The organism is Amycolatopsis sp. NPDC049253, from assembly GCF_040678995.1.
In the GTDB taxonomy this organism is placed as follows: domain Bacteria; phylum Actinomycetota; class Actinomycetes; order Mycobacteriales; family Pseudonocardiaceae; genus Amycolatopsis.
This window is the reverse complement of record NZ_JBFAQX010000001.1, coordinates 117,179-141,003: the sequence shown is the minus strand read 5'-3', so window position 1 is coordinate 141,003 and position 23,825 is coordinate 117,179. Positions and strand designations below refer to the sequence as shown.

At 70.5% G+C, this 23,825-nt stretch carries 21 protein-coding genes and 1 tRNA gene; 6 read left to right on the top strand and 16 right to left on the bottom strand.

Annotation, left to right across the window (positions count from 1 at the left end):
* Window positions 1–37: 37 nt before the first annotated feature.
* A complete protein-coding gene (gene mca, locus AB0K15_RS00730; protein WP_364043740.1) occupies window positions 38–835 on the bottom strand; it encodes a mycothiol conjugate amidase Mca in 798 nt (265 codons plus the stop codon).
* A 99-nt stretch (window positions 836–934) separates the two neighbouring features.
* Between mca and AB0K15_RS00725 the strand changes: the two genes are divergently transcribed.
* Window positions 935–1,519 (top strand): TetR/AcrR family transcriptional regulator, encoded by a 585-nt coding sequence (locus AB0K15_RS00725; RefSeq protein ID WP_364043737.1) that lies wholly within the window; start codon window positions 935–937, stop codon window positions 1,517–1,519.
* A 77-nt stretch (window positions 1,520–1,596) separates the two neighbouring features.
* Here AB0K15_RS00725 and AB0K15_RS00720 read toward each other — a convergent pair whose 3' ends face one another.
* The 11 genes from AB0K15_RS00720 to AB0K15_RS00670 form a co-directional block, all read right to left on the bottom strand.
* Window positions 1,597–2,529, bottom strand: coding sequence for a DUF4328 domain-containing protein (locus tag AB0K15_RS00720; protein WP_364043735.1), 933 nt, complete (start codon window positions 2,527–2,529; stop codon window positions 1,597–1,599).
* A gap of 186 nt (window positions 2,530–2,715) precedes the next feature.
* Complete coding sequence (locus AB0K15_RS00715; protein ID WP_364043733.1) at window positions 2,716–3,066, bottom strand: rhodanese-like domain-containing protein; 351 nt, start codon at window positions 3,064–3,066, stop codon at window positions 2,716–2,718.
* A gap of 50 nt (window positions 3,067–3,116) precedes the next feature.
* Window positions 3,117–3,434, bottom strand: coding sequence for a DUF485 domain-containing protein (locus AB0K15_RS00710; RefSeq protein WP_364043731.1), 318 nt, complete (start codon window positions 3,432–3,434; stop codon window positions 3,117–3,119).
* A gap of 130 nt (window positions 3,435–3,564) precedes the next feature.
* Window positions 3,565–5,352 (bottom strand): cation acetate symporter, encoded by a 1,788-nt coding sequence (locus AB0K15_RS00705; protein ID WP_364043728.1) that lies wholly within the window; start codon window positions 5,350–5,352, stop codon window positions 3,565–3,567.
* Between the two features lie 70 nt (window positions 5,353–5,422).
* Window positions 5,423–5,929 (bottom strand): hypothetical protein, encoded by a 507-nt coding sequence (locus AB0K15_RS00700; protein WP_364043725.1) that lies wholly within the window; start codon window positions 5,927–5,929, stop codon window positions 5,423–5,425.
* 4 nt (window positions 5,930–5,933) lie between these two features.
* Entirely contained in the window at window positions 5,934–6,767 is an 834-nt protein-coding gene (locus AB0K15_RS00695) for a LytTR family DNA-binding domain-containing protein (protein ID WP_364043722.1), read from the bottom strand.
* A 162-nt stretch (window positions 6,768–6,929) separates the two neighbouring features.
* Window positions 6,930–7,775, bottom strand: a complete 846-nt coding sequence (locus AB0K15_RS00690; RefSeq protein WP_364043719.1) for a S49 family peptidase — start codon at window positions 7,773–7,775, stop codon at window positions 6,930–6,932.
* Between the two features lie 18 nt (window positions 7,776–7,793).
* Complete coding sequence (locus AB0K15_RS00685; protein WP_364043715.1) at window positions 7,794–9,095, bottom strand: histidine kinase; 1,302 nt, start codon at window positions 9,093–9,095, stop codon at window positions 7,794–7,796.
* Between the two features lie 212 nt (window positions 9,096–9,307).
* Window positions 9,308–10,168, bottom strand: a complete 861-nt coding sequence (locus AB0K15_RS00680; RefSeq protein WP_364043712.1) for a DNA-formamidopyrimidine glycosylase family protein — start codon at window positions 10,166–10,168, stop codon at window positions 9,308–9,310.
* 38 nt (window positions 10,169–10,206) lie between these two features.
* The gene (locus AB0K15_RS00675; RefSeq protein WP_360598683.1) at window positions 10,207–10,647 is read right to left on the bottom strand and encodes a DUF983 domain-containing protein; all 441 of its coding nucleotides are present in this window, start codon (window positions 10,645–10,647) and stop codon (window positions 10,207–10,209) included.
* Between the two features lie 108 nt (window positions 10,648–10,755).
* Window positions 10,756–12,378, bottom strand: coding sequence for a sigma-70 family RNA polymerase sigma factor (locus AB0K15_RS00670; protein WP_364043709.1), 1,623 nt, complete (start codon window positions 12,376–12,378; stop codon window positions 10,756–10,758).
* Window positions 12,379–12,597: 219 nt separating this feature from the next.
* Here AB0K15_RS00670 and AB0K15_RS00665 point away from each other — a divergent pair.
* Window positions 12,598–12,670 (top strand) — tRNA-Gly (locus AB0K15_RS00665).
* Between the two features lie 780 nt (window positions 12,671–13,450).
* Window positions 13,451–14,923 (top strand): phosphocholine-specific phospholipase C, encoded by a 1,473-nt coding sequence (locus tag AB0K15_RS00660; protein ID WP_364043706.1) that lies wholly within the window; start codon window positions 13,451–13,453, stop codon window positions 14,921–14,923.
* A 106-nt stretch (window positions 14,924–15,029) separates the two neighbouring features.
* Here AB0K15_RS00660 and AB0K15_RS00655 read toward each other — a convergent pair whose 3' ends face one another.
* The 4 genes from AB0K15_RS00655 to AB0K15_RS00640 all read right to left on the bottom strand — a co-directional run bounded on the left by AB0K15_RS00655 (window position 15,030) and on the right by AB0K15_RS00640 (window position 17,277).
* Window positions 15,030–15,431, bottom strand: a complete 402-nt coding sequence (locus AB0K15_RS00655; RefSeq protein ID WP_360598681.1) for an immunity 7 family protein — start codon at window positions 15,429–15,431, stop codon at window positions 15,030–15,032.
* 85 nt (window positions 15,432–15,516) lie between these two features.
* On the bottom strand, window positions 15,517–16,059 hold the full coding sequence (locus tag AB0K15_RS00650; RefSeq protein WP_364043703.1) for a DUF2716 domain-containing protein: 543 nt from the start codon (window positions 16,057–16,059) through the stop codon (window positions 15,517–15,519).
* Window positions 16,060–16,241: 182 nt separating this feature from the next.
* On the bottom strand, window positions 16,242–16,847 hold the full coding sequence (locus AB0K15_RS00645; RefSeq protein WP_364043700.1) for a hypothetical protein: 606 nt from the start codon (window positions 16,845–16,847) through the stop codon (window positions 16,242–16,244).
* Between the two features lie 130 nt (window positions 16,848–16,977).
* Complete coding sequence (locus tag AB0K15_RS00640) at window positions 16,978–17,277, bottom strand: hypothetical protein (RefSeq protein ID WP_364043697.1); 300 nt, start codon at window positions 17,275–17,277, stop codon at window positions 16,978–16,980.
* Between the two features lie 114 nt (window positions 17,278–17,391).
* Between AB0K15_RS00640 and AB0K15_RS00635 the strand changes: the two genes are divergently transcribed.
* From AB0K15_RS00635 to AB0K15_RS00625, 3 genes are all read left to right on the top strand, one after another.
* Complete coding sequence (locus tag AB0K15_RS00635; RefSeq protein ID WP_364043694.1) at window positions 17,392–18,729, top strand: hypothetical protein; 1,338 nt, start codon at window positions 17,392–17,394, stop codon at window positions 18,727–18,729.
* Window positions 18,730–18,864: 135 nt separating this feature from the next.
* Window positions 18,865–20,061: a hypothetical protein gene (locus AB0K15_RS00630; RefSeq protein WP_364043691.1), complete on the top strand. Its 1,197-nt coding sequence runs from the start codon at window positions 18,865–18,867 to the stop codon at window positions 20,059–20,061.
* Window positions 20,054–23,767: an FkbM family methyltransferase gene (locus AB0K15_RS00625; protein WP_364043688.1), complete on the top strand. Its 3,714-nt coding sequence runs from the start codon at window positions 20,054–20,056 to the stop codon at window positions 23,765–23,767. The genes AB0K15_RS00630 and AB0K15_RS00625 overlap by 8 nt, the downstream gene beginning before the upstream one ends.
* Window positions 23,768–23,825 lie beyond the last annotated feature (58 nt).

Here is a 23,825-nt window from a genome sequence, read left to right as displayed (position 1 = left end):
GGTCGGGCTGACCGGTCGGCTGGGCTGATCGGCCGGGTCAGCGGAGGCCGACGAAGAGGTCGTCTTCGTGGGTGTCCGGGGTGCTGCCGACGAGGTGGTACTCCTCCCAGGGCCAGGCGGCGCGTTCGACGTCGCGGGAGTGATGGAAGAACGGGTGGGCCGGGTCGGCCTGGGTGGCGTGGGCCTTGAGGCCGCGGTCGCGGGTGTCGAAGTACTGCTCGCAGCGGATCCTCGTGGTGGCGCGGAGGCGGTCGGGCGGGAGCTCGTCGAGGACCGGGCCCATCTGTGACTCGAGGCCGGCGGCGAGTGTGGCGTCGTGCATGGCCTGGAACCACGCGCGGCTGAGGGTGGCCTGGTAGTAGAGCTTGCGCGGGGTGCCGTCGTCGGTCGCGGCGAAGGCTGCGCGGGTGACTTCGTGCGTGCGGATGTGGTCGGGGTGTGGATAACCGCCGGTCTCGTCGTAGGTGATCACGACCTGTGGACGGAATTCGCGGAGCAGGTCGGCGAGGGGCTTGGCGGCGTCCTCAATGGACAGTTTCGCGAAGCAGCCTTCGGGTAGCGGCTGGTCGAGGCCGGAGTCGACGTGGCCCAGGAACTGCTGACGCACACCGAGAATCTCCGCTGCGGCGGCCATCTCGCGCCTGCGGATGGCAGGCAGATCCCTGTGGATGGCCGGGGTGTTCAACGCTGGGTTGAGCACATCGCCGCGCTCGCCGCCGGTGCACGTGGCCACGAGGACGTCGACGCCTTCCGCGGCATAGCGGGCGAGGGTGGCGGCGCCCTTGCTGGATTCGTCGTCGGGGTGGGCGTGGACGGCGAGCAGGCGCAGGGTCATCGATGCCCCTTCGAGGTTGATTAGGTCGGACCTAACATTAGGTTGGCACCATTCGTTGGGTCAAGCACAAATTTAGGTCGGACCTAGTAAGATGGGCGGATGAGCCTCAGGCAGCAGAAGAAACTCGAGACCCGGCAGAACATCTCGCACGCGGCGACGCGGCTGTTCATCGCGCGCGGGTTCGACGGGGTGACGATCGCCGAGGTCGCGGAGGCGGCGCGCGTCGCGAAGATGACCGTGACGAACCACTTCGGTCGCAAGGAGGACCTGGTCTTCGACATCCGCAACGACTTCGTCGACTGGCCGGCCAAGCTGGTGCAGCAGGCGCCGTCGAGCACGCCGTTTGCGGCGGTGCGCGACGGGTACTTCGCGGCGCTCGACGGGCGGAGCGCGCTGCTGGGGTTCGCGGGGATCGAGTTCGTCGGGATGGTGCGGGCCAGCGTGACGCTCATGGCCGCGCTCACGCAGATGCACCTCGACCGGGAACAGCAGCTCGCCGCCGCCCTGCTGACACCCGGCGGCGACATCCTCGCGCGCGCGACGGCGGCCCACCTGACTTCGATACTGCGGCTGCTCTTCGACGAGGTCTGGGACCTCACCTACGCCGGCGACGAGGATTTGGTCACCAAGGTGCGCGAGGCTGCAACAAAGGCATTCGGGCAGCTCGAACCGGCGCTGGGCTGAGGCTCAGGGCAGCGCCAGGACGTTCTGACGAACAAATGCAGCACCGAACCCCCGCAGAGGCCGAGGCCCGACAAGACTCAGCGCGCAGCCCCCACCGGACGGGCATTGTGCAGCTCCGGCTCCGGGGCGCCGTCGACCTTGAGGACGCGTAGCGTGCGCAGCCGGTCCGGGGCGATGGGCATCAGGAGGTCCGAGAAGCGGCGGATGACGAGCGCTGTGGTGACCGCGAGGGCGGCGGCGGTGAGGTCGGTGAGGGCGACGAGGACGACGCTGTCCGCCATGGCCTGGACGCCCGGGCGCAGGCGCCAGATGATCGTGACCGCGAGGAGTACCCAGTTGGCCAGCCAGGTGCCCCACCAGATCAGCACCAGGCGGGAGGGCTTGGGGCGTTCGTCGCGGGGGCGGCGGAGGACGGCGTGCTCCAGTTCGCCCACCACGGACAGCGCCATGGGCAGGTTCGCGACCGGCACCAGCACGCCGACGAGCACCTGCCAGACGGGCCGCGCGGGTTCGACGCCGGCCTCGTCGGCGGCGGCGTGGCGGGCAACGAGCAGCCACCACACGGCCAGGCCCGCCGGGAGCAGCGAAAGGATCGTGGTGAGCAGGCCGGCGGTGACCACGAACGCGTCGGAGAAACCGACCACCGACGTGCTCAGCGCGGAGTCGCGGCTCTGCACCAGCAGGACGTAGCGCCAGATCTCCGAGCCCGCCGCCGCGAGGGCGAGGAACACGAACGTCCACAGGATGGTGTTGAGGCTCTGCGCCAGGACCGGGATGCGGTCGATCGCGCGTACCGCGCCGGACGCGGTGCCGGGCACCGTCGTCGGGCGGCGCCAGACGAGGTTGGGGAAGCCCCAGCGCGGCGGGACCGGGTAGGACGGGGGGCCGGTGTACGGCGTGGTCGCCACGGCGCGCCGCCGGATCACCGAGCCGGGCGGCGGTGAAGCGACCCACTTCAGGCGTGGACGTTGCCGCGGCTGGGACGGGTGCTCGGGCGCGGTTCGCTGCACCTGGCCCTGCGGGGCAGCGGTGAACGGTCGCGGCTGACCGGCCGGCGGCGCACCGAAACCCGGCACCCAGCCGTCGGGAGAAGACTCACCCGGCCAAGGCGGGTACTGGGGCCAGCCCGCACCGCCCTGAGGACCCGCGGCGTGCGCGGATCCCGGGGGGACGGGGGGCTGGGCCGGGTGCATCCGTCAGATGACCTCGGGTTCGGCGCCCGCGATCTCGCTCACCATGGGGCGGCCCTCGCGGGCCCAGGCACCCATGCCGCCGGCGACGTTGACGGAGTCCCAGCCGCTGGCGTTCAGCCAGGCGGTGGCGCGGGCGGAACGGCCGCCGCTGCGGCAGATGACGTAGATGGGCTGGTCGTCAGGCAGCTCGGAAAGCTCGTCGACCCGCGCGGGCAGCTCACCGAGGGGGATATGGACGGCGCCGGGCGCGTGACCGGCGGCCCACTCGTCGTCCTCGCGGACGTCCAGCAGGGGGACGCCGTCCTTCGGCAGGTCACGGACCTCGGCGGTCGGCAGTTCAGCGGGGCTCACCACAGTTCCATGCTCCCATGTCCAGGCGTTGTACGCGTGTGAGGAACCAGACGCTAGCCCCCGTACTCGGCGCGCAGCTCCGCGGCCAGGGGATCCAGCTTGCGGTTCGCGAAGCGCACATACAACGCCGTGATGACGAACGTCGTCAAGAACTGTGCCAGGCCCAGCACCAAACCCACCGTGATGTTGCCCCACAGGCGCGCGCTCATGAACGCGTGCGCGTAGTCGGCGAGGAGCACGTAGAGCAGGTACCAGGCCAGGAACGCCGCCGACATGGGGAACACGAACCCGCGCCGACGCCGGCGAAGCTGCTGGAACTCGGGTGTCGCCTGCACGTGCTCCCAGTCGACGTCCGCTTCGGTGCGTTCCACGGCGCCCCTTCCCGACCACGACCTGACCACGACCCGACAACACCGACACGACCAACACGAAGATCTTCCGCCCCGGAAAGGCTGATGCGACCTCGTCGAATCGGGTGATTAGGCCGTGACGCCGAGTGACCTACTTGCGGTGCCGGCCCCGCCCGGCGCGCGCCTTGTCCTCCGCCTGGCCGAACCGCACGACGGCCCGGTCGCGCATGAGGCCGAGCGGGTCGGGAGCGTGCAGCCGCAGCATGATGTCGTTGACCAGTTCGGGACGCCCGTAGCGGGTCAGGCGGCTGACCACGTACGTCGTGAGGAACGCCGCCGGCACCGAGATCAGGCCCGGCTGGCTCGTGAACCAGGGCGCTTCGAAGCCCATGTAGCCCGCGGCGATGTCGACGCCCAGCGCGGCCAGCACCAGCCCACCGCCGACGAGCATGCCCGCCAGTGCACCCGGCCAGCTGAGCTTGCGCCACCAGATGCCGAGCAGCAGGAGCGGGCTGAACGTCGAGGCCGCCAACGCGAACGTCAGCCCGATCGACAGCGAGATGTCCTCCGTGCGCAGCAGGAACGCCAGGCCCAGCGGACACAACGCGACGATGGCCGTGCCCACCTTGAAGTCCTTGACGCGCCCCGGAAGCAGGTCCGTGGACACCACGCCGGCCACGCTCACCAGCAGCCCCGACGAGCTCGACAGGAACGCCGCGAACGCGCCCGCCGCCACGACCGCCGCGAGGATCTGGCCCGCCACCCCCGGCACCATCGCCGACGGCAGCATCAGCACGGCCGCGTCGGTGTTGCCGGTGACGAGCAGCTGCGGCACGTACATCCGTGACAGCGCGCCCAGCATCGTCGGGAACAGGTAGAACAGCCCGAGCAGCAACAGCACGTGGACGGTCGTGCGGCGCGCGGCCTTGCCGTCGGGATTGGTGTAGAAGCGCACCAGCACGTGGGGCAGGCCCATGGTGCCGAGGAACAGCGCGAAGATCAGCGAGTACGTCTGCAGCAGGTCGGTGATCTTGCCGGACGCGGGGTGCAGCCAGGCGTCGTTGCTCGCCGGCGCGTCGCTGATCACCGGCACCGGCGTGCCCGCGGCGAACTTGAGCGTGGTGCCCTTCTCGACCGTGTGCGGGATCAGCGGCGACCAGCGCGCCACACCGCGCGCGGGGCCGTCGTCGATGCGGCCGTCGGCGTAGAAGTAGGTCTCGGTGGTGACCTTCACCGTCACGTCGGTCTGCACCGACACCGTGGTGTCCTGCGGGAACACGGGCGGGGCCGGCGAGCCGAGCGCGCGCACGCCACCGGGGCCGCCGCCGGAGAAGAAAACCATGCACAGCACGAAAGTCGGCACCGAGATCGCGAACAGCTTGAGCCAGTACTGGAAGGCCTGGACCACCGTGATCGCCCGCATGCCGCCGGCGATCACGTTGATCCCCACCAGCACCGTGACCACGACCGCGCCCACCCAAGCGGGCACCGGCAGGATCGACGCGAGCGTGAGCCCCGCGCCCTGCAGCTGCGGGACCATGTAGAGGATCCCGATGAACACCACGAACGCCGTCGCGAAGCGGCGCAGCCCCAGCGAACCGAGGCGCATCTCCACGAAGTCCGGCAACGTGTACGCGCCCGAACGGCGCAGCGGCGCGGCGACGAACAGCATCAGCGCGAGGTAACCGGCGGTGAAGCCGATCGGGTACCAGGTGGCGTCCGCGCCTTCCTTGAGCACGATGCCCGCGACGCCCAGGAACGACGCGGCCGACAGGTACTCCCCCGAGATGGCCGCGGCGTTGCGGCGCGAACGAACCGTTCGCCTGGCGACGAGGAAATCGTGTGTGCTGGTGGCCGAACGCGACGAGCGGTACCCGAGGTAGTACGTCGCGAGGGCGACCAGCACGATGCCGGTCAACGCCCACGGGTTCAGCTGCACGGCTGGAATCCTCGCACGAGCCCGCAGCCAGGTGATGCCCCGCCACCGGGGCTTTCCCGTCCGCCGGCGGTCAGTTTTCGATCATGTCCACGAAGTCGCGCTCGTGGCGCTCGGCCAGCCGGTTGTACCAGAGGCCCACCGCGAACAGGAACGGGAACGGCAGCAGCCCGAGCACGAGCCACGGGATCGGGATGCCGATCACCGTGAACCGCGCGACGGCGGGCAGCAGGTAGAACAGCACGGGCATCGCGCCGAGCACCAGCAGCACCAGCAACGCCAGCAGCACGGCGGTGCGCAGCTGCACCTTCACGAGATCACGGACCAGCAGCTTTCCCCAGCTGGTCTGTTCCTCCAGCTCGACGCGCGCCCGCATCCGGCCCGCCGACTGGCGCGGGTCGGCGAGGACCACGCGCTGGCGCTTCGGCTTTTCGTGCGCGGGCTCGGCCGGGCGCAGCGGCTCGGGCGCCGGCGGCACCGGCTCCACCACCGCGCTGTCCTCGGGCACGCGACCCAGCGTGGGGTCCGGTTCGCGGACCCCGTTGGCCAGGCGGTGGTACGGGTCGTCGGGCGCGGACACGGGCTCAGCCGCCGCGGCCGGAGCCGACGAGCCGGTCCTTCAGCGCCCGCGTGTGCCGCCGGCTGACCGGCAGCACCTTCTCCTCGTTGCCGATCACGACCTGGTAGCCGCCCTGGCCCATGCGCAGCTCCGTGATCAGCGGCAGCGCGACCAGGAACGAGCGGTGGATGCGCACGAACCCGGCTTTCTCCCAGCGTTCCTCGAGCTGGGCCAGCGGGATGCGCACCAGGTGGCTGCCCTCGGTGGTGAACAGCCTGGCGTAGTCGCCCTGGGCCTCCACCCAGCGCACCGACGAGCGCGGGATGAGCTTGGTGGTGCCGGCGAGCTCGACGGGGATCACCTCGTCGTCGTTCTTCACCGGCTCGCCCGCGCGCTGCCCGGGCGGCGGCGACGTGGCCGCGGCCAGCTTTTCGCGCACGCGCGCGACGGACCGGTCGAGGCGGTCCTGCTGGAACGGCTTGAGCACGTAGTCGACCGCGCCGAGGTCGAACGCGTTCACGGCTTCCTCGGCGTGGCCCGTGACGAACACCAGGATCGGCGACGGGTTCATCGCCGCGATCACGCGTGACATCTCCATCCCGGACAGGCCGGGCATGTCGATGTCGGCGAACACGGCGTCGACCGTCGGCAGGCCCTGCGCGCGCCGGGCGATGAGCTCGGGGTCGTCGTGGGAGAACAACCGCAGCGCGTCGGAAGCGTCCGACGCCTTGAAGACGCGGTGGATGTGCGGGTTGTTCTTCAGGCCGTGGGTCAGTTCGTCAAGCCCGTTGAGCTCGTCGTCCACCGCCAGGACGATGAGCTTCCGGGTGTCTTCATGAGCACTCACAGTGAGTCGCATCCTGCCCATTGCCGAGTGCAATGTCCAGCCCCGTCCGGCTCATCCGCCCGTCGGGGAAAGCCGACGCCCCCTTTGCCCCATTCCTGGTCACGGGCGCGGCACGGCGCAGGACGACGGTGCGGCCAACCGGGCGAGTACCGGACGCGCACGGGTGTCCGGAGGTCACAAACCGAAGCGGGCCCACGCGGCCTTGGTGGTCACCGCGTCGAGCACCGCGCTCGCCGCCGCGGGCGCGCCGATGCCGAGCCGCGCGAGCAACGGCTTCTTCGGCTCGGCCACGGAGATCTCCGCGTCCGGGTACCGCTCGGTGACGATCTGGCGCAGCGAGCCGAGGCCGTCGATCAAGCCGAGGTCGAGCGCCTTCTGCCCGAGCCAGACGTCGCCGGTGAACAGATCCTCGGTGTCGGCGAGCCGGCTGCCGCGGCGCTCCTTGACCCAGTCGACGAACAGCTCGTGGAGCTGGCTGTGCATCCTCTTCAGCCACTCGACGTCCTCGGGCTTCTCCGGGCTGAACGGGTCGAGCCGCGACTTGTTCGCGCCCGCCGTGTGCAGCCGGCGCTCGATGCCGAAGCGCTCCAGCAGGCCCGTGAACCCGAAGCCGCCGCTGATCACGCCGATGGACCCGACCATCGACGTGCGGTGGGCGAAGATCTCGTCGGCCGCGCACGCGAGCCAGTAGCCGCCGGACGCGGCGACGTCCTCGGCGAAGGCCAGCACGGGCACCTTCTTCTCGTCGGCCAGCTGGCGGATGCGCTCCGCGACCAGGCCCGACTGCGTCGGCGCGCCACCCGGCGAGTTGATCAGCAGCGCCACCGCCTTGAGCCGGTCGTGACCGAACGCCCTGGTCAGCGCCGACTCGACGGCCGCCAGGTTGATCGAGCCGCGCGCCAGCGGCGAAGGCGACGGCGTGATCACGCCGTGCAGCTTCACCACCGCGACCACGTCCTTGCGCTCGACGCGGTCGCCGAGCACGGGCAGGCGGGACGTCAGCTTCTCGGTAACGCTCATGCGGCCAGGCTAGCCATGTCAGTGGGCGGGCAGCATTCCCGAACGCGATCCGTTCACACCGTTGTGCTCGACCTCGTCGTCCTCGGGACCGCCCTGGGGCGGCACGTCGGCCGAGTAGTCGGGCATGTTCGGGCGCACACCGAGCTTGAACTTCGGCACGCGCAGCGTCACCTTCATGCCCGCGCCGGGCGCGGTGTCGACGGTGAGCGCGTAGTCCTCGCCGAACACCTGGCGCATGCGCTGGTTGATGTTGCCGAGGCCGACGTGGGCGCCGGTGCGGTGCGCGTTCTTCAGGTCGGTGAGCGCGCGCGGGTCCATGCCGATGCCGTCGTCCTCGACGCTGATCAGGGCCTCGGTGCCGTAGTCCTGCGCGATCACCGTGACGCAGCCGCCGCTGGGCTTGCTGGCCAGGCCGTGCTTCACGGCGTTCTCCACCAGCGGCTGGATGATCAGGAATGGCACGACCACACTCAGCACCTCGGGCGCGATCTTCATGCGCACCTCGAGGCGGCCGCCGAAGCGCGCGTTCTCGATCGTGAGGTAGCGGTCGATGTTGCGCAGTTCTTCGGCGAGCGTGGTGTACATGCCGGAGGTGCGGAACGAGTAGCGCGTGAAGTCGGCGAAGTCCTGAAGCAGCTCGCGCGCTTCTTCGGGGTCCGTGCGGATCAGCGCCGAGATCGTGTTCAGCGCGTTGTAGACGAAGTGTGGCGAGATCTGCGCGCGCAGGGCCTTGATCTCGGCCTGGTTCAGCTGGTTGCGCGACTCTTCCAGCCGAGCCAGTTCGAACTGCGTGCACACGAACTGCGCCACGGCCTCCGCCATCTGCACGAGCTTGCCGCGCGTGCGCCCGACGACGATCAGCGTGGCCTCCGCCGTGCCCTCGACCAGGATCGGCACGATCGCGGCGGTCTTCATCTTGCAGGTGCCGCGGTGGTTGCACGGCATCCTGTTGTGGTCGGCGACGGCGCGGCGGTGCTTGCGCAGCGCGGTGCCGATGTCGTCGACGAGGTCGAGGTAGTGGTCGGTGGCCTCGCCGGCCCAGGACAGCAGCGTGCCCTCACTGTCGGTGATCCCCACGGCGAGGCAGTCGAGCACTTCGAGCAGCTCGGCCGTCATCCGGTTGGCGGCCTCCTCGTCGAGCCCGGCGCGCAGGTTCGGCGTGGCCTTCGACATCCGGTGCACGGCCTGCAGCACGGCGTCCTGGATCACGCCTTTGGGCCGGCGCACCTTGAAGAGCAGCACGAGGACGATGACCGCGAGCACACCGGCCAGCGTCCACGGGACGACCTGCGCGAGGGGGAAGGCGGACACGACGTCCATGCTCTGCGCTCGACCGACCGGGTGCAAGGCTTGCTCCCCACTTTCTGTCCAGTTGTGACGACCGAGGGTGGCTGAACCCTACCGAGCGGCGTGCCAGCGCCGCATGGTCACTCCCTGCAACGGTCGTCGGGCTGGTTTTTCCCGTTCGGCCCAGCGCTCTCACGGCACGAACGGACCCGTCGTGCGGAGGTTCGCGGAGCCCGGGCCCGGCGTTACTTGAGCAGGCGCGACATCCGGCGGTCGGCCAGGGGTTTGCCGCCCGTCTGGCAGGTGGGGCAGTACTGGAACGACTTGTCGGCGAACGAGATCTCGCGGATGGTGTCGCCGCAGACCGGGCAGGGCAGGCCGGTACGGGCGTGCACGCGCAGGCCCGAGCGCTTCTCGCCCTTGAGCATCGCGGCCTTCTGGCCGACGGAGCGCTGCACGGCGTCGGACTCGATGTCGTGGATGGCGGCGGCCAGCGTCTCCAGCGCGCCCTCGTCGAGCTTGCCGACGGTGGCGTACGGGGAGAGCTTGGCCTTGTGCATGATCTCGTCGGAGTAGGCGTTGCCGATGCCGGCGATGAGCGACTGGTCGGTGAGCGCCCACTTGAGCCGCGTGCCCTTGCCGGCGAAGAGCTCGCGCAGCTGCGAAGCGTCGAGCGACAGGGCGTCCGGCCCCAGGCGCGCGACGCTCGGGATCTCGCTCGGGTCGTGGACGATCCAGACGGCGAGGCCCTTCTTCGTGCCGGCCTCGGTGAGGTCGAAGCCCGGGCCGGCCGCCGCGTTGAGGTGCACGCGCAGCGAGATCGGCCCCTTGCCCGGCTTCAACGGCGTCGGCGAGAGCTGGTCGGACCAGCGCAGCCAGCCGGCGCGCGCCAGGTGCACGACGAGGTGCAGGTCGCCGAGGACCACGTCGAGGTGCTTGCCGTGGCGGGTGGCGCCGGTGATTTCGCGGCCGTGCAGCTCGGCGTAGGGCGGCACGGCCGTCTTCAGGACGCTGAGCGAGGCGACGTCGAGCCGGAACACCGTGGCGCCCACGGCGTGTTCGCGCAGGTGGTGGGCGAGTGCTTCGACCTCGGGCAGCTCGGGCATGACACCAGTCTTGCTCGTGATGCCCGAATCGGCCAGGTCTATTCGACCGGGTGCAGAGGACCGTCGAAGTCGGGCAGCGAGTGCTTCTGGATCGTCTTCGTGATCCGCTTGACCTCGCCCGACACCGTGAACATGCCCCGGATCGTGCCGACCCAGCGCTCCGACGGCCGGTCGCCCGTCACGTCGCCCTCGGTCTCGGCCACGACCGTCCACGGCCGCCTCAGGATCCAGCGCAACGGGAAGAACAGCAGCACCAGCAGGATCGCGAGGAACACCCACGCCGGCACGCGCACCTGGTCCGGCGTCCAGATCACGAGCACCACGGCCAGGAACGCGGTGACCAGGAGCATGGCGATGCCCGGCGTGTAGCTGCCGGCCACGTCGTGTTCGAAATCGTCCGCGGTGGCGGGCGCACGCCACTCCATCTGGGCTCGGACCACCCAGTCGCGGCCGTCTTCGCCGCGCACCAGCCGGTTCATCCTGTTGCCTCCCGGGCGACGCTCGAGTCGGTCAACGCTACCGTGACGGCGCCCGTCAGCGCGAGGTGGTCACGGAGCGTGGCGTGAGGTTTGCCCGGTTTTCGCTGCTCAGGGAGCCGCCGGTGAATCGGAATCGGCCGAACCGGTGACATCCGAGGGGGTCACGTCTCCCGAGTCCTGGGAAGCGGTGTCCGTCTCGGACCGGGTCTCGGACTGCGTGGACTTGGTCGGAGCGGACTTCGCGGACGATCCGGGCTTCTCCGGGACGGTGTCACCCGGCGTCGGCGTGGTCGTGACCGTCGGCGGGAGGTAGGTCTCCGGCGGGGGCACGTACGTGAACGCCGGCGGCGGCACGAACGACGGCGGGTACGAGGTCCGCGTGGTGCTGTACGGGCCGTCGATCGTCGGGTCGTCGCACGGGTTGCCCGACGTCAGGTCCGGATCGGTGTCGGCGCGGGAGTCCGTGGACTCGGTGGTGTCCGTGGAGTTCTGGCTCGACATCGGCGAGTGCGACTGGCTGCCGCCGGGGAGGTCGTCGCGGGGCGAACCGTCGGACGGCTGCCCGGCGCCGGCTCCGGCAGCGGGCCCGCCCGGGAGCTTCGGCACGTCGTTGGTGCCCAGCTGCGACCCGACGGTGTGGACCGCCGGGTGCTGCGGGCGCGCGGCCCCGTGCAACCGGCCGGTCGCCACGCGCGGGCCGTGCTGCACCTGCGGAGGCGGCTGCTGAGCCGGCAGCGCGGGCGGCTGCAACGCCAGCTCCGGCGCGCCACCCTGGAGACCGACGTCCTGCACCGGGTGCGTACCGAACACAAGCGGACCGGTCGTGAACCCGGCGACGCCCGCCGCGGCCGTCGACGCGAGCGCGAGCCCGACCTTCACCTTCGAGCCGAACAGCACGCTCTTCACCGTGGTGACGACCCCCGTCGCACCGGCTGCCTTGCCGATGCCCACCACCGCGGGCACCGCGACCACGATCACCTCGGCGTGCGCACGCAGCGAGGAACAGACGTCGCGCAGCTCGTCCTGCGTCGCGCGGCACGACGCGCACCCCAGCAGGTGCGCCTTGATCCGCTCGGCCTCGGCGCCCGTGACGCTGCCCGCGGTGAAGCCGCCCATCTTCTCGACGACCGAGCGGCACGTCCCCGGCCCGCGGTTCACCGAAAGGTGTGCCTGGAGGTAGGCCGCCCTCAGACCTTGACGCGCGCGACGGGCGAGCGCCGCCGTCGCATTGGCCGAAAGCCCGAAGTGCGGCGCGACCATGGCGGGTTGCTCACCCTCGACCTCGGTCTGCCACAACACCGTGCGCCAACGCTCCGGCAAGCTCGTGAACGCCGTGGTGATCAGCGTGTGCTCGGCGGTGCGCGCGTTGGTGTCCGCGCCCGCGCCCGCACGGAACGTCAGCTCGTCGTCGGTCACCGGCACGTCGCGGCGCGCGCCGTGCCACTCCCACGACACCCGGCGGGCGACGGTCAGCAGGTACGCGCGGACGTAGTCACGCGGGCCCGCGCCGCGCCGCAGCGCCTGCAGGACCCGGAAGAACGTCTCGGCCGTGATGTCCTCGGCCTCGGAACTGTCCGACGCGAGGCTCTGCGCCAATCTGCGCACGGCCGCTGCGTGGAGCTCGAACAGCTCCCCGAACGCGGCGTCTTCCCCGTTGCGGAGCCGCTGAAGAAGTGCCTGCTCGTCGGATTCCGAGGCCGCTGGTGGCGGCGCCGTGCCCAGCTCGGTCATCCGGCAAGGCACCTCCTCCCCCGAAGGACTCACCACTCGGTCGAATGGGGACACCATACGGAGCGAAAAGCCCGTCGTCACCCCTTGTACGCCCGATGTGACAACGAAGCACCGAGTCGAAGCACGTCACAGGCCGCGCCGCGCCAAGGTGCACCCCCCGAAAGTGGCTCCCATCCCTCGGTATAGAGTTACGACAACACCGAGCAACAAGCGGTCAACGCGGATGTAGCGCAGCTGGTAGCGCATCACCTTGCCAAGGTGAGGGTCGCGGGTTCGAATCCCGTCATCCGCTCGGTCCAGGGGCCACTCTGCTCGCCGAAAGCGCGAGCCGGGTGGCCCTCGCCATATCTCCCGGGGGCCGAGCCCCCGGACCCCCACGGTGCCATCGGTGACCGTTCCTGCATGGTTGAGGTGGGGAGCTACTGCGCGGGGCGCAGTGCTCGTGGTGAGACAGCTGCGTTGTTGAGTGCGGGTGAGATGCGCTGCGCGGGTGAGTTCAATGGTGAGACGAGCGCCCGGGGTGAGTTGCGGGGTGACCGGTGCGCGCGGCCCAGCTGAGTGGCGAAACAGCTGCGTTGCTGAAGTGCGGGTGACTGTGTCTGCCTGGGCGGGCGCGGCGACCGGCGACGCAGACACTCAAGCCGAGCACGGCGCCTGACCAACCTCCCAACCGGCGGCAGCTGCCATCTCACCAACCGCAGGCCGGCAACGCAGCGGCGAGACCACCCAGCCCCCTCCCTGCACCTCGATCCGCAGCCCTCACACGGTGACAATCGATGCTCGGGGTGCGTCCAGCGGCACCCCGCAAACCACCCACGCAGGTGACCCGACAGTGACCCGACGGCAGCCGAACGAAGCCCAGAAGGCAAGCAGACGGTTAGCCGAGCACCAGCGGAAGGCAAGACAGCACTGGCCCCGCAGGCAATCACCCGGGTGGCGTAATGCGTGTACCAGCGGGAACGGGGTGGTTCGGGGTTGTTGGGTGGTTCGGCAGTTGTTTTCATCATGTGTTAGTCGCTCGTTCCGAGATAACCACCTTTTTGGGTGACGGAGTGGCTGCAGGGTGTCAGCCATGACCGAACTGACTCGTCGCCGTCTTCTCGGATCCACCGCCGGGGCCGCTGCCGCCGCTGCCGCGGCCACGCTGCTTCCGCCCAGCGTGCAGAAGGCCCTCGCCCAGGGAGCGCCCAAGCACGGCTCGATCAAGGACATCGAGCACGTCGTGCTGCTGATGCAGGAAAACCGGTCGTTCGACCACTACTTCGGCACCATGCGCGGCGTGCGCGGGTTCGGCGACCCGCACGCCACGAAGCTGCCGAACGGCAAGTCCGTGTTCTACCAGCCCGACGCCGAGAACCCCGCCGGCTACGCGCTGCCGTTCCACCTCGACACGCACGCCACCAACGCCCAGAAGATCCCGTCGACCTCCCACGCCTGGCAGGTCCAGCACGACGCCCTCAACGGCGGCAAGATGGACAGCTGGCTCCCGGCCCACCGCAAGGCCGACGGCAAGAACGGCCCGTACGTGATGGGCTACCACACGCGCGCCGACCTGCCGTTCCAGTTCGCGCTCGCCGAGTCGTTCACCGTGTGCGACAGCTACTTCTGCTCGGTGCTCGGCCCGACGTGGCCGAACCGCATGATGTGGATGACCGGCACCATCGACCCCGATGGCGAGAACGGCGGTCCGATCCTCGACAACAACGCCCCCGCCGGCGGCTACACCTGGACCACGTACGCGGAGCGCCTCCAGGCCGCGGGCGTGAGCTGGAAGGTCTACGAGCAAAGCGACACCTACGGCTGCAACATGCTCGAGAACTTCGCCAACTTCAAGAACGCGCCGGCCGACTCGCCGCTCGCCGTCAACGGCCTCACCCACCGCCCCGAGGGCCAGTTCGAGTACGACGCGCGCAACGACAAGCTGCCCACCGTCTCGTGGATCATCTGCACCTCCACGGCTTCGGAGCACCCGAACTACACGCCCGCCGAGGGCGCGGCGTTCGTCGCCTCGAAGATCGACGCCATCGCGTCCAACCCGGACGTGTGGGCCAAGACCGTGTTCATCCTCAACTACGACGAGAACGACGGCCTGTTCGACCACGTCGTCCCGCCGATGCCGCCCACCGGCACCCCGCACGAGTTCGTCACCAAGACCTCGCCGGGCGGTACCAAGGGCAACGGCCTTTCGGTCGGCGCGGGCTACCGCGTGCCGGCGATCATCATCTCGCCCTGGACCGCGGGCGGCTGGGTGTGCAGCGAGCCGTTCGACCACACGTCGACGCTGCAGTTCCTCGAGCAGGTCACCGGTGTGCGCGAGACGAACATCTCCGACTGGCGCCGCAAGACCTTCGGTGACATGACCTCGGCCTTCCGCTTCAACGACCACAAGGCGCAGCCGCCGACGCTGCCCGACACCTCGGGCCCGCTCACGCTGTCGCGCTACGAGGCCGCGAACCTGCCCGCCCCGGTGTTCCCGGGCACGGACCAGAAGCCGCCGCGCCAGGAGCCGGGCAGCCGCCCGCAGACGCCGAACCACCACCACTGACGGCGTCCCACCCAGAACGCCCTCCCGCGGGGCAGATGAAGCGAACGGCCCCTTCGTGCCACAAGCGCGAAGGGGCCGTTCGTGCCGTTTCGGCTACCGCGCTGTTCTACAGCTCGTAGACGTCCAGCACGGTCGGGGCGACCGGCGTGAGGTGCTCGTCGCGGAACTCGGACACGAGGCCGCGCGCCATGCGGAACACGCGGAACTCGTTGTCGTGATCGGGATCCTGGTCGTCCCAGACGTGCAGCAGCCCGTACGAACCCGGCGCCAGCTCGCCGACGCGGGTGAACGTCTCCAGCAGCTCGGGCGCGATCGCCCCGCCGTGCTTGTCGAGGCCGCCGAGGTGCAGCATCGGCATGCCCGCGCTCCAGCGGAGGTCGACGAGATCCAGCGTGCCGGCGTCACGCACGGCTCGGTGAACGCGATCGACCAGGCGCTCCAGCAGAGCAGCGTCGTCGTCGCCGCTCGTGGTCGCCGCGATGGTCACCCAGCCGTGGTATTCGTACACGTCGCGAACGGTAGCAGCGCCACAAGCTGCGCCGATGCGCCGGTCGGCCCGCCGCGACGGGCGGTTCCCCAGGCGGGACGGGCGGTCAGCGCGCCAGGGCGCTGGGGCGGCCGTCGCGGCGCAGGACCTTCGTCAGCACGCCCTCGCCGTGCTTCTCCACGGCGGGCAGCAGCCGGTCGCCGAACGCGCACAGCGTGCGCTCCCACGGGTGCCCGAGGGTGCCGAAGCTGAAGTCCTCGGCGAGGAACAGGTGGTAGTCGCCGCGCGGGAACACGGGCACCGGCCACGCCGCGCCCTCGGGCATGCGGTGCGGCCAGAACTTGAACGACTGGTGCTGCCAGTGCAGCACCCACAGCCACTCGTCCTCGCGCACGATCTCCTTCAGCGCCGCCAGCACGATCCGCGCGACGTCGGGTTCCTCCACCGCGTACGGCCCGAGCCGGAACTCCGCCGACGCGCGGTCGAAGTCACCCGCCGACAGGTCCCACGTACGGGACGGCGTGGGCTCGCGGAAGCCGGGCCAGTCGTGCGCGAAGGTGCTCGGCCAGAAGCCGAGCTTGTTGTAGACCCAGTACCAAGCGGGCTCGTCGGCCACTCTGGAGAGCGGTTCCCAGGCTGCTGCGTTCACTTATCGACCTCGAAGTCATCGGCCGGCTCAAAACTGTCGAAAGCTTCGTGTCCGGGGGCGAGATTGTCCAGTCCACGGCCGCCCAGTGCCAAATGCGTCACCCGAGTGGGTGCGTCGCGGGCCTGTGGCCTGGGGGATCGGTGACCGAGCGCAGCCGGAACGCCCGGTCACCGACCGTCACATCACGCAGCTTCCCACAGGGTCATGAAGGCCGACGCCTCGCTGAACGCCCACGGCCGCAGCCGTTCGCGATCGCGCGCCGTGAGCGTGAACTCCTTCGCGCGCCGCACGTCGACGACCAGCGCCTCGCCGCCCGGCAGGATGTCGGACATGCCCTGCACGAGCAGCCACAGCGCGAGCTGGGCGGCGTCACGCGTGAGCGGTTCCTCCTTGAAGTAGAGCCAGGTCGCGTAGCGCTGACCGTTGCTCTTGCGCAGGCCGAGCTGCGGGCTCAGGCCCACCTCCAGCTCCCCGAGCGGCACGCGCGCCCGCCCGACCTCGATCAGCTTCGGGTCACGCCGGCCCAGGTAGCGCAGCCAACCCTCGGCGATGGCCGCGTAGTGCGGGCGCGTGCGGTCGTCGGCGTGGTGGACCAGCGAACGCATCGCCACCTCGTCCTGCCGTGCCGCGCGTCCGGCCCGCACCGCGTTGGCCGCCCGCCGGTAGTAGTTGAACGCCGCCCGCGCCGGGTCCTCGTACAGCCGCCGCTGGCGCCGCACGAACGACGACCGCGTGGGACCCGTGCTCGCGCTGTAGCCGACGAACGTGGGCAGGGTGATGTAGGCCATGGGACAGCCGCCTTCCGGTCCGAACTCTTCGCCGATGCCGCCCCCGCCGCACCCACTGTGAACGCTGCGCGAGCGGCATCTCCCCTGGACACGGCCAATTTTAGAACATGTGTACGACAGTTTTTGCCGCTCAACGGGTGACGGGTGGCCAGTTTCCGGCGAGGAGTTCGCGGGCCTGCTGCAGGATCTGGTCCTCGCAGAAGCTGACGGGCGTGACGTCGGTGGGGATCCAGGAGTCGAGCATCGCGATCCACCGCTGGAGGTCACGCAAGGCTGCGGGCGACCCGAGCCGCTCCGACTGTTCGCGCACGCTGCGGCTGGCGGCGCCGACCGGTGTCTCACCGCGCACCATGGCGCCCAGCGTCTCGCCGAGCCGTTCCCAACGCGCTGTCGCGGTGTCGGCGGGCACCTCACCGCGGTTCGAGGACATACACCGATCCTACGGACGGCCCTGGACCCTGGACGCCACGCGACTGGCGCGGAATGATCTCGCCGACGAATCGATCACGAGTCGACAAACCGGTACCCCCGCAGGTCCGGGTGCATGAAAAACTACGGCCCCGACCAGTGGCAGAGGATGGCGATGAGCTGGCAGGAAGAGCTTCGGCGGCTGGACTCCGACCTGGCCGCGGGCCGGATCGGGCACGCCGAGCACCGGCACAAGCGCGAGGAGCTGCTCGCCGAGGCGTCGGGCGGGGGTGCGGCCTCGCCGGTGGCGTCGCCGCTGCGAGCGGGCGCGGGTGAGGTGCCCGCCCAGGTCACGGAGCCTAGCGCGGCCGCGGGGACGTGGAGCGCCCAGCCGGTGGCGTGGAACCAGCCCCAGCAAGACTGGGCGCCGACCACGCCGGCCATGCCGACCGCGCCGGGCACCCCGGGCCCGGCGAACACGTGGGCCAGCGCCAACCCGGCGATCCAGCAGCAGCAACCCCAGCCCCAGCCGGTCTGGCACCCCGTCCAGCAGCAGGTCACTGAGCCCGTGCCCGCGGAGCCGCAGCCCGAGCCCCAGCCGGAGAAGCAGGACAAGAAGAAGGCCAAGCCGCAGCGGCCGCCCCGGTCGTCGCTGACCCGGAAGCCGCGGTGGAGCCCGAAGGACGGCGAGCCGTCGTTCGCGACCGCGCCGAGCCCGGCCGACACGAACCCGACCGGCTACCTGCCCGTCACCGGCGACACGGGTGACCTGGGCCGCCGGCAGACGCCCGAGCTGCGCCGCCTCTGGGAGGAAGCGCCGCCGCGGAAGAAGAAGCCGACGTGGCTGTTCCTGTCGCTGGGAGTGCTGGTCGTGCTGGCGCTGGTCGTCGGCGGAATCTGGTACATCGGCAACCGGCCGGACCAGAGCGACAGCGCCGACAGCGTCTCGCCGCCGCCGGTCCCCTCGGCCACCGGCGGCCAGGACCCGTCGGCGTCGCTGGAGGACAAGCTGCCGGCCCTGGCCGGCACGCCGAACCCCGACAACTCGACGATGTCGCTGGACAAGGCCGTGCAGCTGAAGGTCGTGTCGCAGGCCGACGCGGACCTGATGAAGACGGCCACCGCGACCGAGCTCGTCTACCACGCATACGCCGACACCACGCACACCGACAACGGCACGATCCTGCTCGCCGTGCCGACGCCGTCGCCCGCGCAGGCCGCGCAGCTCGTGAAGGGGCTGCAGCAGAACCTCACCGCGGGCGGCTTCGACAGCACACCGCTGGGACCCGCGCCGACGGACCTGCTGTACTCCGGCAGCAGCCCGGCCGGACGCGTCCTCGCGTTCTGGTACACCTCCGGTCCGGTGGCGATCGGCATCGGCGTGTCGCAGCCGCTCACGGACGACGCGGTGGTGCTCCGGTCGCGGATCGAACAGATCCGCACGAAGGTCGCGGCGGCCCTGCCCGCCCGCTGACGCGAGCCCCGGCCACGGAAGGCGACCCGCGGCGTCGCGCGGGGTCACAGCCGTGCACAATGTCCACGTCGTCACACACATCGGGTCGCGGTGGCGCACTGATCGTCGCCATGCCGACAGATAAGGGGGGCCCTGGTGTCCTGGCAGGAGGAGCTGCGGCGGCTGGACGAGGAGCTCGCGTCAGGGCGGCTGTCCGCGGACGACTACCGGATCCGGCGCGACCAGGTGCTGTCCTCGGCCGTCGGCCAGCAGGACCAGCCGGCCGCGCAGCAGGCCGCCCCGAGCGCGGACTCGACGCAGATCATCACGCCGGTCAGCCCGCCGCAGGGCATGCCCCAGCAGCAGCCGGCCCCGCAGCAGCAGCCGCCGGTCCAGCAGCAGGCGCCGCAGCAGCCCGCCGGTGACCCGAGCGCCGAGCGCACCCAGGCCGTGCAGTCCTGGCAGATGCAGCAGGCCGACCCCGCACGCACCGAGTACGTGCAGCCGTCGCAGCAGCCGCCGCAGGCGCAGTACTCCCCGCCCGGCGGGTTCCAGCAGCCCGCGTCCCCCGCCGGCGGCTTCCCGCAGCAGCAGCCGTGGAACGCGCCCGAGGGCGACCAGAGCCCGCCGTGGGGCGGTGGCGACCTGCCGCCGCTCGGCCCGACGGGCAATGACTCCTTCCGCCAGGGTCCCGAGTTCTTCGCCGAGAAGCCCAAGTCGGGCAACGGCAAGAAGGTCGGCGCGATCGTCGGCGCCGTGGTCGTGCTGGCCGCGATCGCGTTCGGCGCCTACTGGCTCTGGGGCCGCGACAGCGGCGGCGGCAACGAGCAGCCCACCGCCCAGCCGACGCAGCAGGCGCCCTCCAGCGCGCCGAAGCCGCCGGACGGGATGGCGGTCGCCGACATTCCGGGCGCCGCGGAGAAGTACGACACCATCAAGAACTTCACGCAGATCCCGGCGCTGAACTACCTCACCTCCGACGAGCTGTCGACGTACGAGGCCGCGCAGGCCGGCGACGTGAAGTTCGTGGTGCACGACCTCGGCGGCGGGGCCCGGGCGATCCTCATGCTGACCAAGGTGAGCAGCCCGGCCGCGGCGCAGGACGCAGCGAGCAAGCTGCTGGCCACGCAAATCCGCAACGACGCCACCCGCGTCACCGACGCCCCGGACGGCGTGTTCGTCACCTCGGTCGACGCGAAGGACAGCTCCCCCGCGCAGATCCGTGGCCACTACTCGCACGGCAACGTGGTGGTCCGGATCGAGGTGACCGCTCCGGGGAGCCTGCAGACCGCGAGGACGAACTTCGACACGATCCTCGCTGCTCAGCTGAAGGTGCTCCCGAGCAATGGGTGACGCGCGCACAGTCACCGCGTGCACGATCGTCGCGCGCAACTACCTGCCCGCGGCCCGTGTCCTGGCCAGGTCCTACCTGGCGCAGCACCCCGAAAACGACTTCGTCATCGCGGTCATCGACGGCCACGAGGACGAGCGCGACGGGTACCGGGTCGTCGGGCAGGACGCGTTCGGCATCGACCGGGACGACTACCTGCGCATGGCCACGGCCTACTCGGTGACCGAGCTGGCCACCTCGGTGAAGCCCTATCTGCTGCGCGAGTTGCGCCGCGAGTACGACGTAGCGATCTACCTCGATCCGGACATCAGGGTCTTCGCGCCGATGCCGGAGATCGCGGAGCTCGCGATGGAGCACGGCATCGTGCTCACCCCGCACGTGCTGTCCCCACTGCCGCGCGACGGGATGGAGCCCGACGAGGCCGTCATCATGGGCGCCGGGATCTTCAACCTCGGCTTCATCGGGGTCGGTCCCGGTTCCGGCGACTTCCTCGATTTCTGGGCGCAGCGGCTGCGGCACGACGCGATCGTGGCGCCGGAGCAGCAGCTGTTCACCGACCAGCGCTGGGTGGACAACGTGCCCGCGCTCTTCGGCCACCACGTGCTCGTGGACCCCGGTTTCAACGTCGCGTACTGGAACCTGCACGACCGCCCGGTCGAACGCGACGACAACGGCGAGCTGACCGCGGGCGGGGCGAAACTGCGGTTCTTCCACTTCAGTGGTTACCGGCCGGAGACGCCGTGGCTGCTGACCTACTACTGCGCACGCGAACCGCGCGTGCTGCTCTCGGCCAACCCCGAACTGCGCGAGCTGTGCGACGCCTACGGCGCGGCGCTGCGCGAAGCGGGTTACGCCGAGACGCTGGAAGCGGTGCCCTACGGTTTCGCCGGTTTCGGGGACGGCACGCCGCTGCCCCGGCTGGCCCGGCGCGTGTTCCGCGAGGCCTGGATCAAGGCCGAGCGCAAGAACAAGCGCCTCCCACCGCACGCCTACGGCGAAGACGGTGGCCGCGCCCTGCGCGAGTGGCTGGCCGGCGCGGAGGACTCGGCGCAAGCCGCGTCCGGGCTGAATCGGGCGGCGCTCGCCGTCTGGGATTCCCGTGTCGATCTTCGAATCGCCTTCCCGCATCCGACTGGTGAAGACGCCGAGAAGTTCCGCGCGTGGTGCGTGACCTCCGGCATCAACGAGGGCGAACTCGCCGAGTGGGCGCTGCCCAGCCATCCGGTGGCCGCCCGCGCGCCGGTGGACGAGTTCGGCGTCAACCTGCTCGGCTATCTGACCGCCGAGCTGGGCGTCGGCGAGATGGGCCGGATCGTGCACGAGGCGATCGAGACCGCCGGGGTGCAGATCGCGTCGGTCGTCGAGGAACGCATCCTGAACCGCACCGGTCTCGATCAACCGGAGAGCCTCGGTGACCCGCGGTTCCCGGTGAGCGTGCTCGCCGTCAACGCCGACCAGACGAGGGTGCTGCTCGGCACGCATCCCGAGGTCGGGCACGACCGCTACCGGATCGGCCTGTGGGCGTGGGAGACGGAGGATTTCCCCGCCTCGATGCACGAGGCGTTCGGGCTGGTCGACGAGGTGTGGACGGTCAGCGACTTCTGCCGCACCGCGATCGCCAAGCACTCGCCGATCCCGGTCAAGACCGTGCCGGTTCCGGTGCGCGATCCCGGTGAACCCTCCCGCCCCGCCCGCGAGCCCGGTGAGCCGGTCCGGTTCCTGTTCGCGTTCGACTTCAACAGCATCGCGCAGCGCAAGAACCCGTGGGGCACGATCAAGGCGTTCCAGCAGGCCTTCCCCGGCCGCGACGACGTGCGGCTGACCATCAAGACGATCAACGCCAAGCAGCGCCCGTTCGAGGCGGAGCGGCTGCGCGCGGCGGCAGCGGGCGATCCGAGGATCGAGCTGATCGAGCGTTACCTGTCGGTGGCCGAACTGAACGACCTCTACGACCGCAGCACGTGCTACGTGTCGCTGCACCGGGGCGAGGGCTTCGGGCTGACCGTGGCCGAGGCGATGGCGCGTGCCATGCCCGTCATCTCGACGGACTACTCCAGCACCACCGAGTTCCTCGACTCGACCACCGGCTGGCCGGTGCCCTACCGGCTGGTCCCGGTGGGCAAGGGCAACGACCCGTACGAGCGCGACACCCTCTGGGCGGATCCGGACATCGAGGCGGCCGCGGCCGCCATGCGCGAGGTCGCCGACGATCCGGACGAGGCCGAGCGGCGCGGCCGGAAGGCGCGCCAGCAGGTGCTGCGCACGCGGTCCATGGCGGCCGCCGCCGAGTGGATGCGCCGCGAACTGGGCGGCGCCTACGAAATCTGGCGTTCGCGCCAGGCGTACCGGCCGCAGGAGCCGGAGCACCCGCTGACCCCGGTGCGCAAGGCCGCCGAGGCGCTGCACTGGCGGCCGGAGCCGGCCGCGCCTTCGAGGACGCCGCTCGCGCCCGCGATGCGCAAGGCCGTGCTGCGTGCCATCGACCACTACGACGTGCATCAACGCCGGGTCATGGGCGAGCTCCGCGACGCCACGGAGGAGACCGCCAGCAGGTTGCTGGCCCGGCTGGAGTCCGTGGAGGCGCGCCTCGACGACGCGCAGCGTGCCGCGGAGCTGAGCCGCCGTTTCGACGACAAGCTGGACACCCTCAAGACCTCGGTCGAGGGCCGGCTGCGGGCGCTGGAGACTTTCGCCGAGGAGCTGCGCGACCAAACGCCGAGCCTCGATCTAGCGGTGCGCAACATCGAGGCCGACGTCAGCAAAATGTCGGAGAGCTTCACCGGCGAGCTGGAGTCGGTCACGGCGAACGTGCACGCCGACTTCTCGGCCCGCGACCAACGGCTCGACCAGGACGAAGAGGCAATCCAGCGCGTTGCCGTCGACCTGGGCGCACTGCGCGACGCCGCCCGGCTCGCGCACGTTCCGGTCCCGCGCGACGCCGAGGTCGTGGTCAGCGACGTGGGCGCGCTGCTGATGCCGGTCGACGAGGTCATGCTCCCGTGGATCCGGTTCCACCGGTCCTGGGAGAACAGCGAGGCCGAGCTCATGTGCGAGTTGGTGACCCGGCATCCCGGCGCCATCCTCGATATCGGCGCGCACGTCGGTTACCACACGCTGCGACTGATGCGGTCCTGTCCGGACGTCAGCCGCGTGATCGCCGTCGAGGCCGACCCCCTCAACGCCCAGTACCTGCGCCGCAACCTCGAGGTGAACCTGCCCGCCGCCGCGGTCGAGCTGACCACGGTGCTGCCGGTGGCCGCCTGGGACCACGCCGGCACCGTGCGGCTCACCCATCCGGAAGCCGACAACAGCGGCGACAACCGGGTCAGCGAGGACGGGCCGGGTATCGAGGTGCCCGCGGTCCGGCTCGGCGAGGTGCCCGAGGTCAGCGAGCAGCAGATCACCCTGATCAAGGTCGACCTGCAGGGCCGCGATCACCGGGCGCTGGCCGGGCTGGACGAGGTGCTGCGCCGCGACCGCCCCCACATCGTGTGCGAGTTCTGCCCGAGCGCCATCGAGGAACTCGGGGACGATCCGCACGCGGTGCTCGCCCGCTACCGCGAGCTGGGCTACCAGCCGATCGAGGTCGGCGACGAAGGGCCGGTCACCTACCCACAGGGTGACCGGGAGCTGATTCGCATCGCGCGGCGTAACGAAAAGGACTTCGTGACGCTGTGGCTCCGACCCGACCCCGCCTTGGCTGGGTAATTTCCATCCGTGGAAACCACTCGGTGTTTCTTCGTTACACTCCTTACGGACTAAGTCG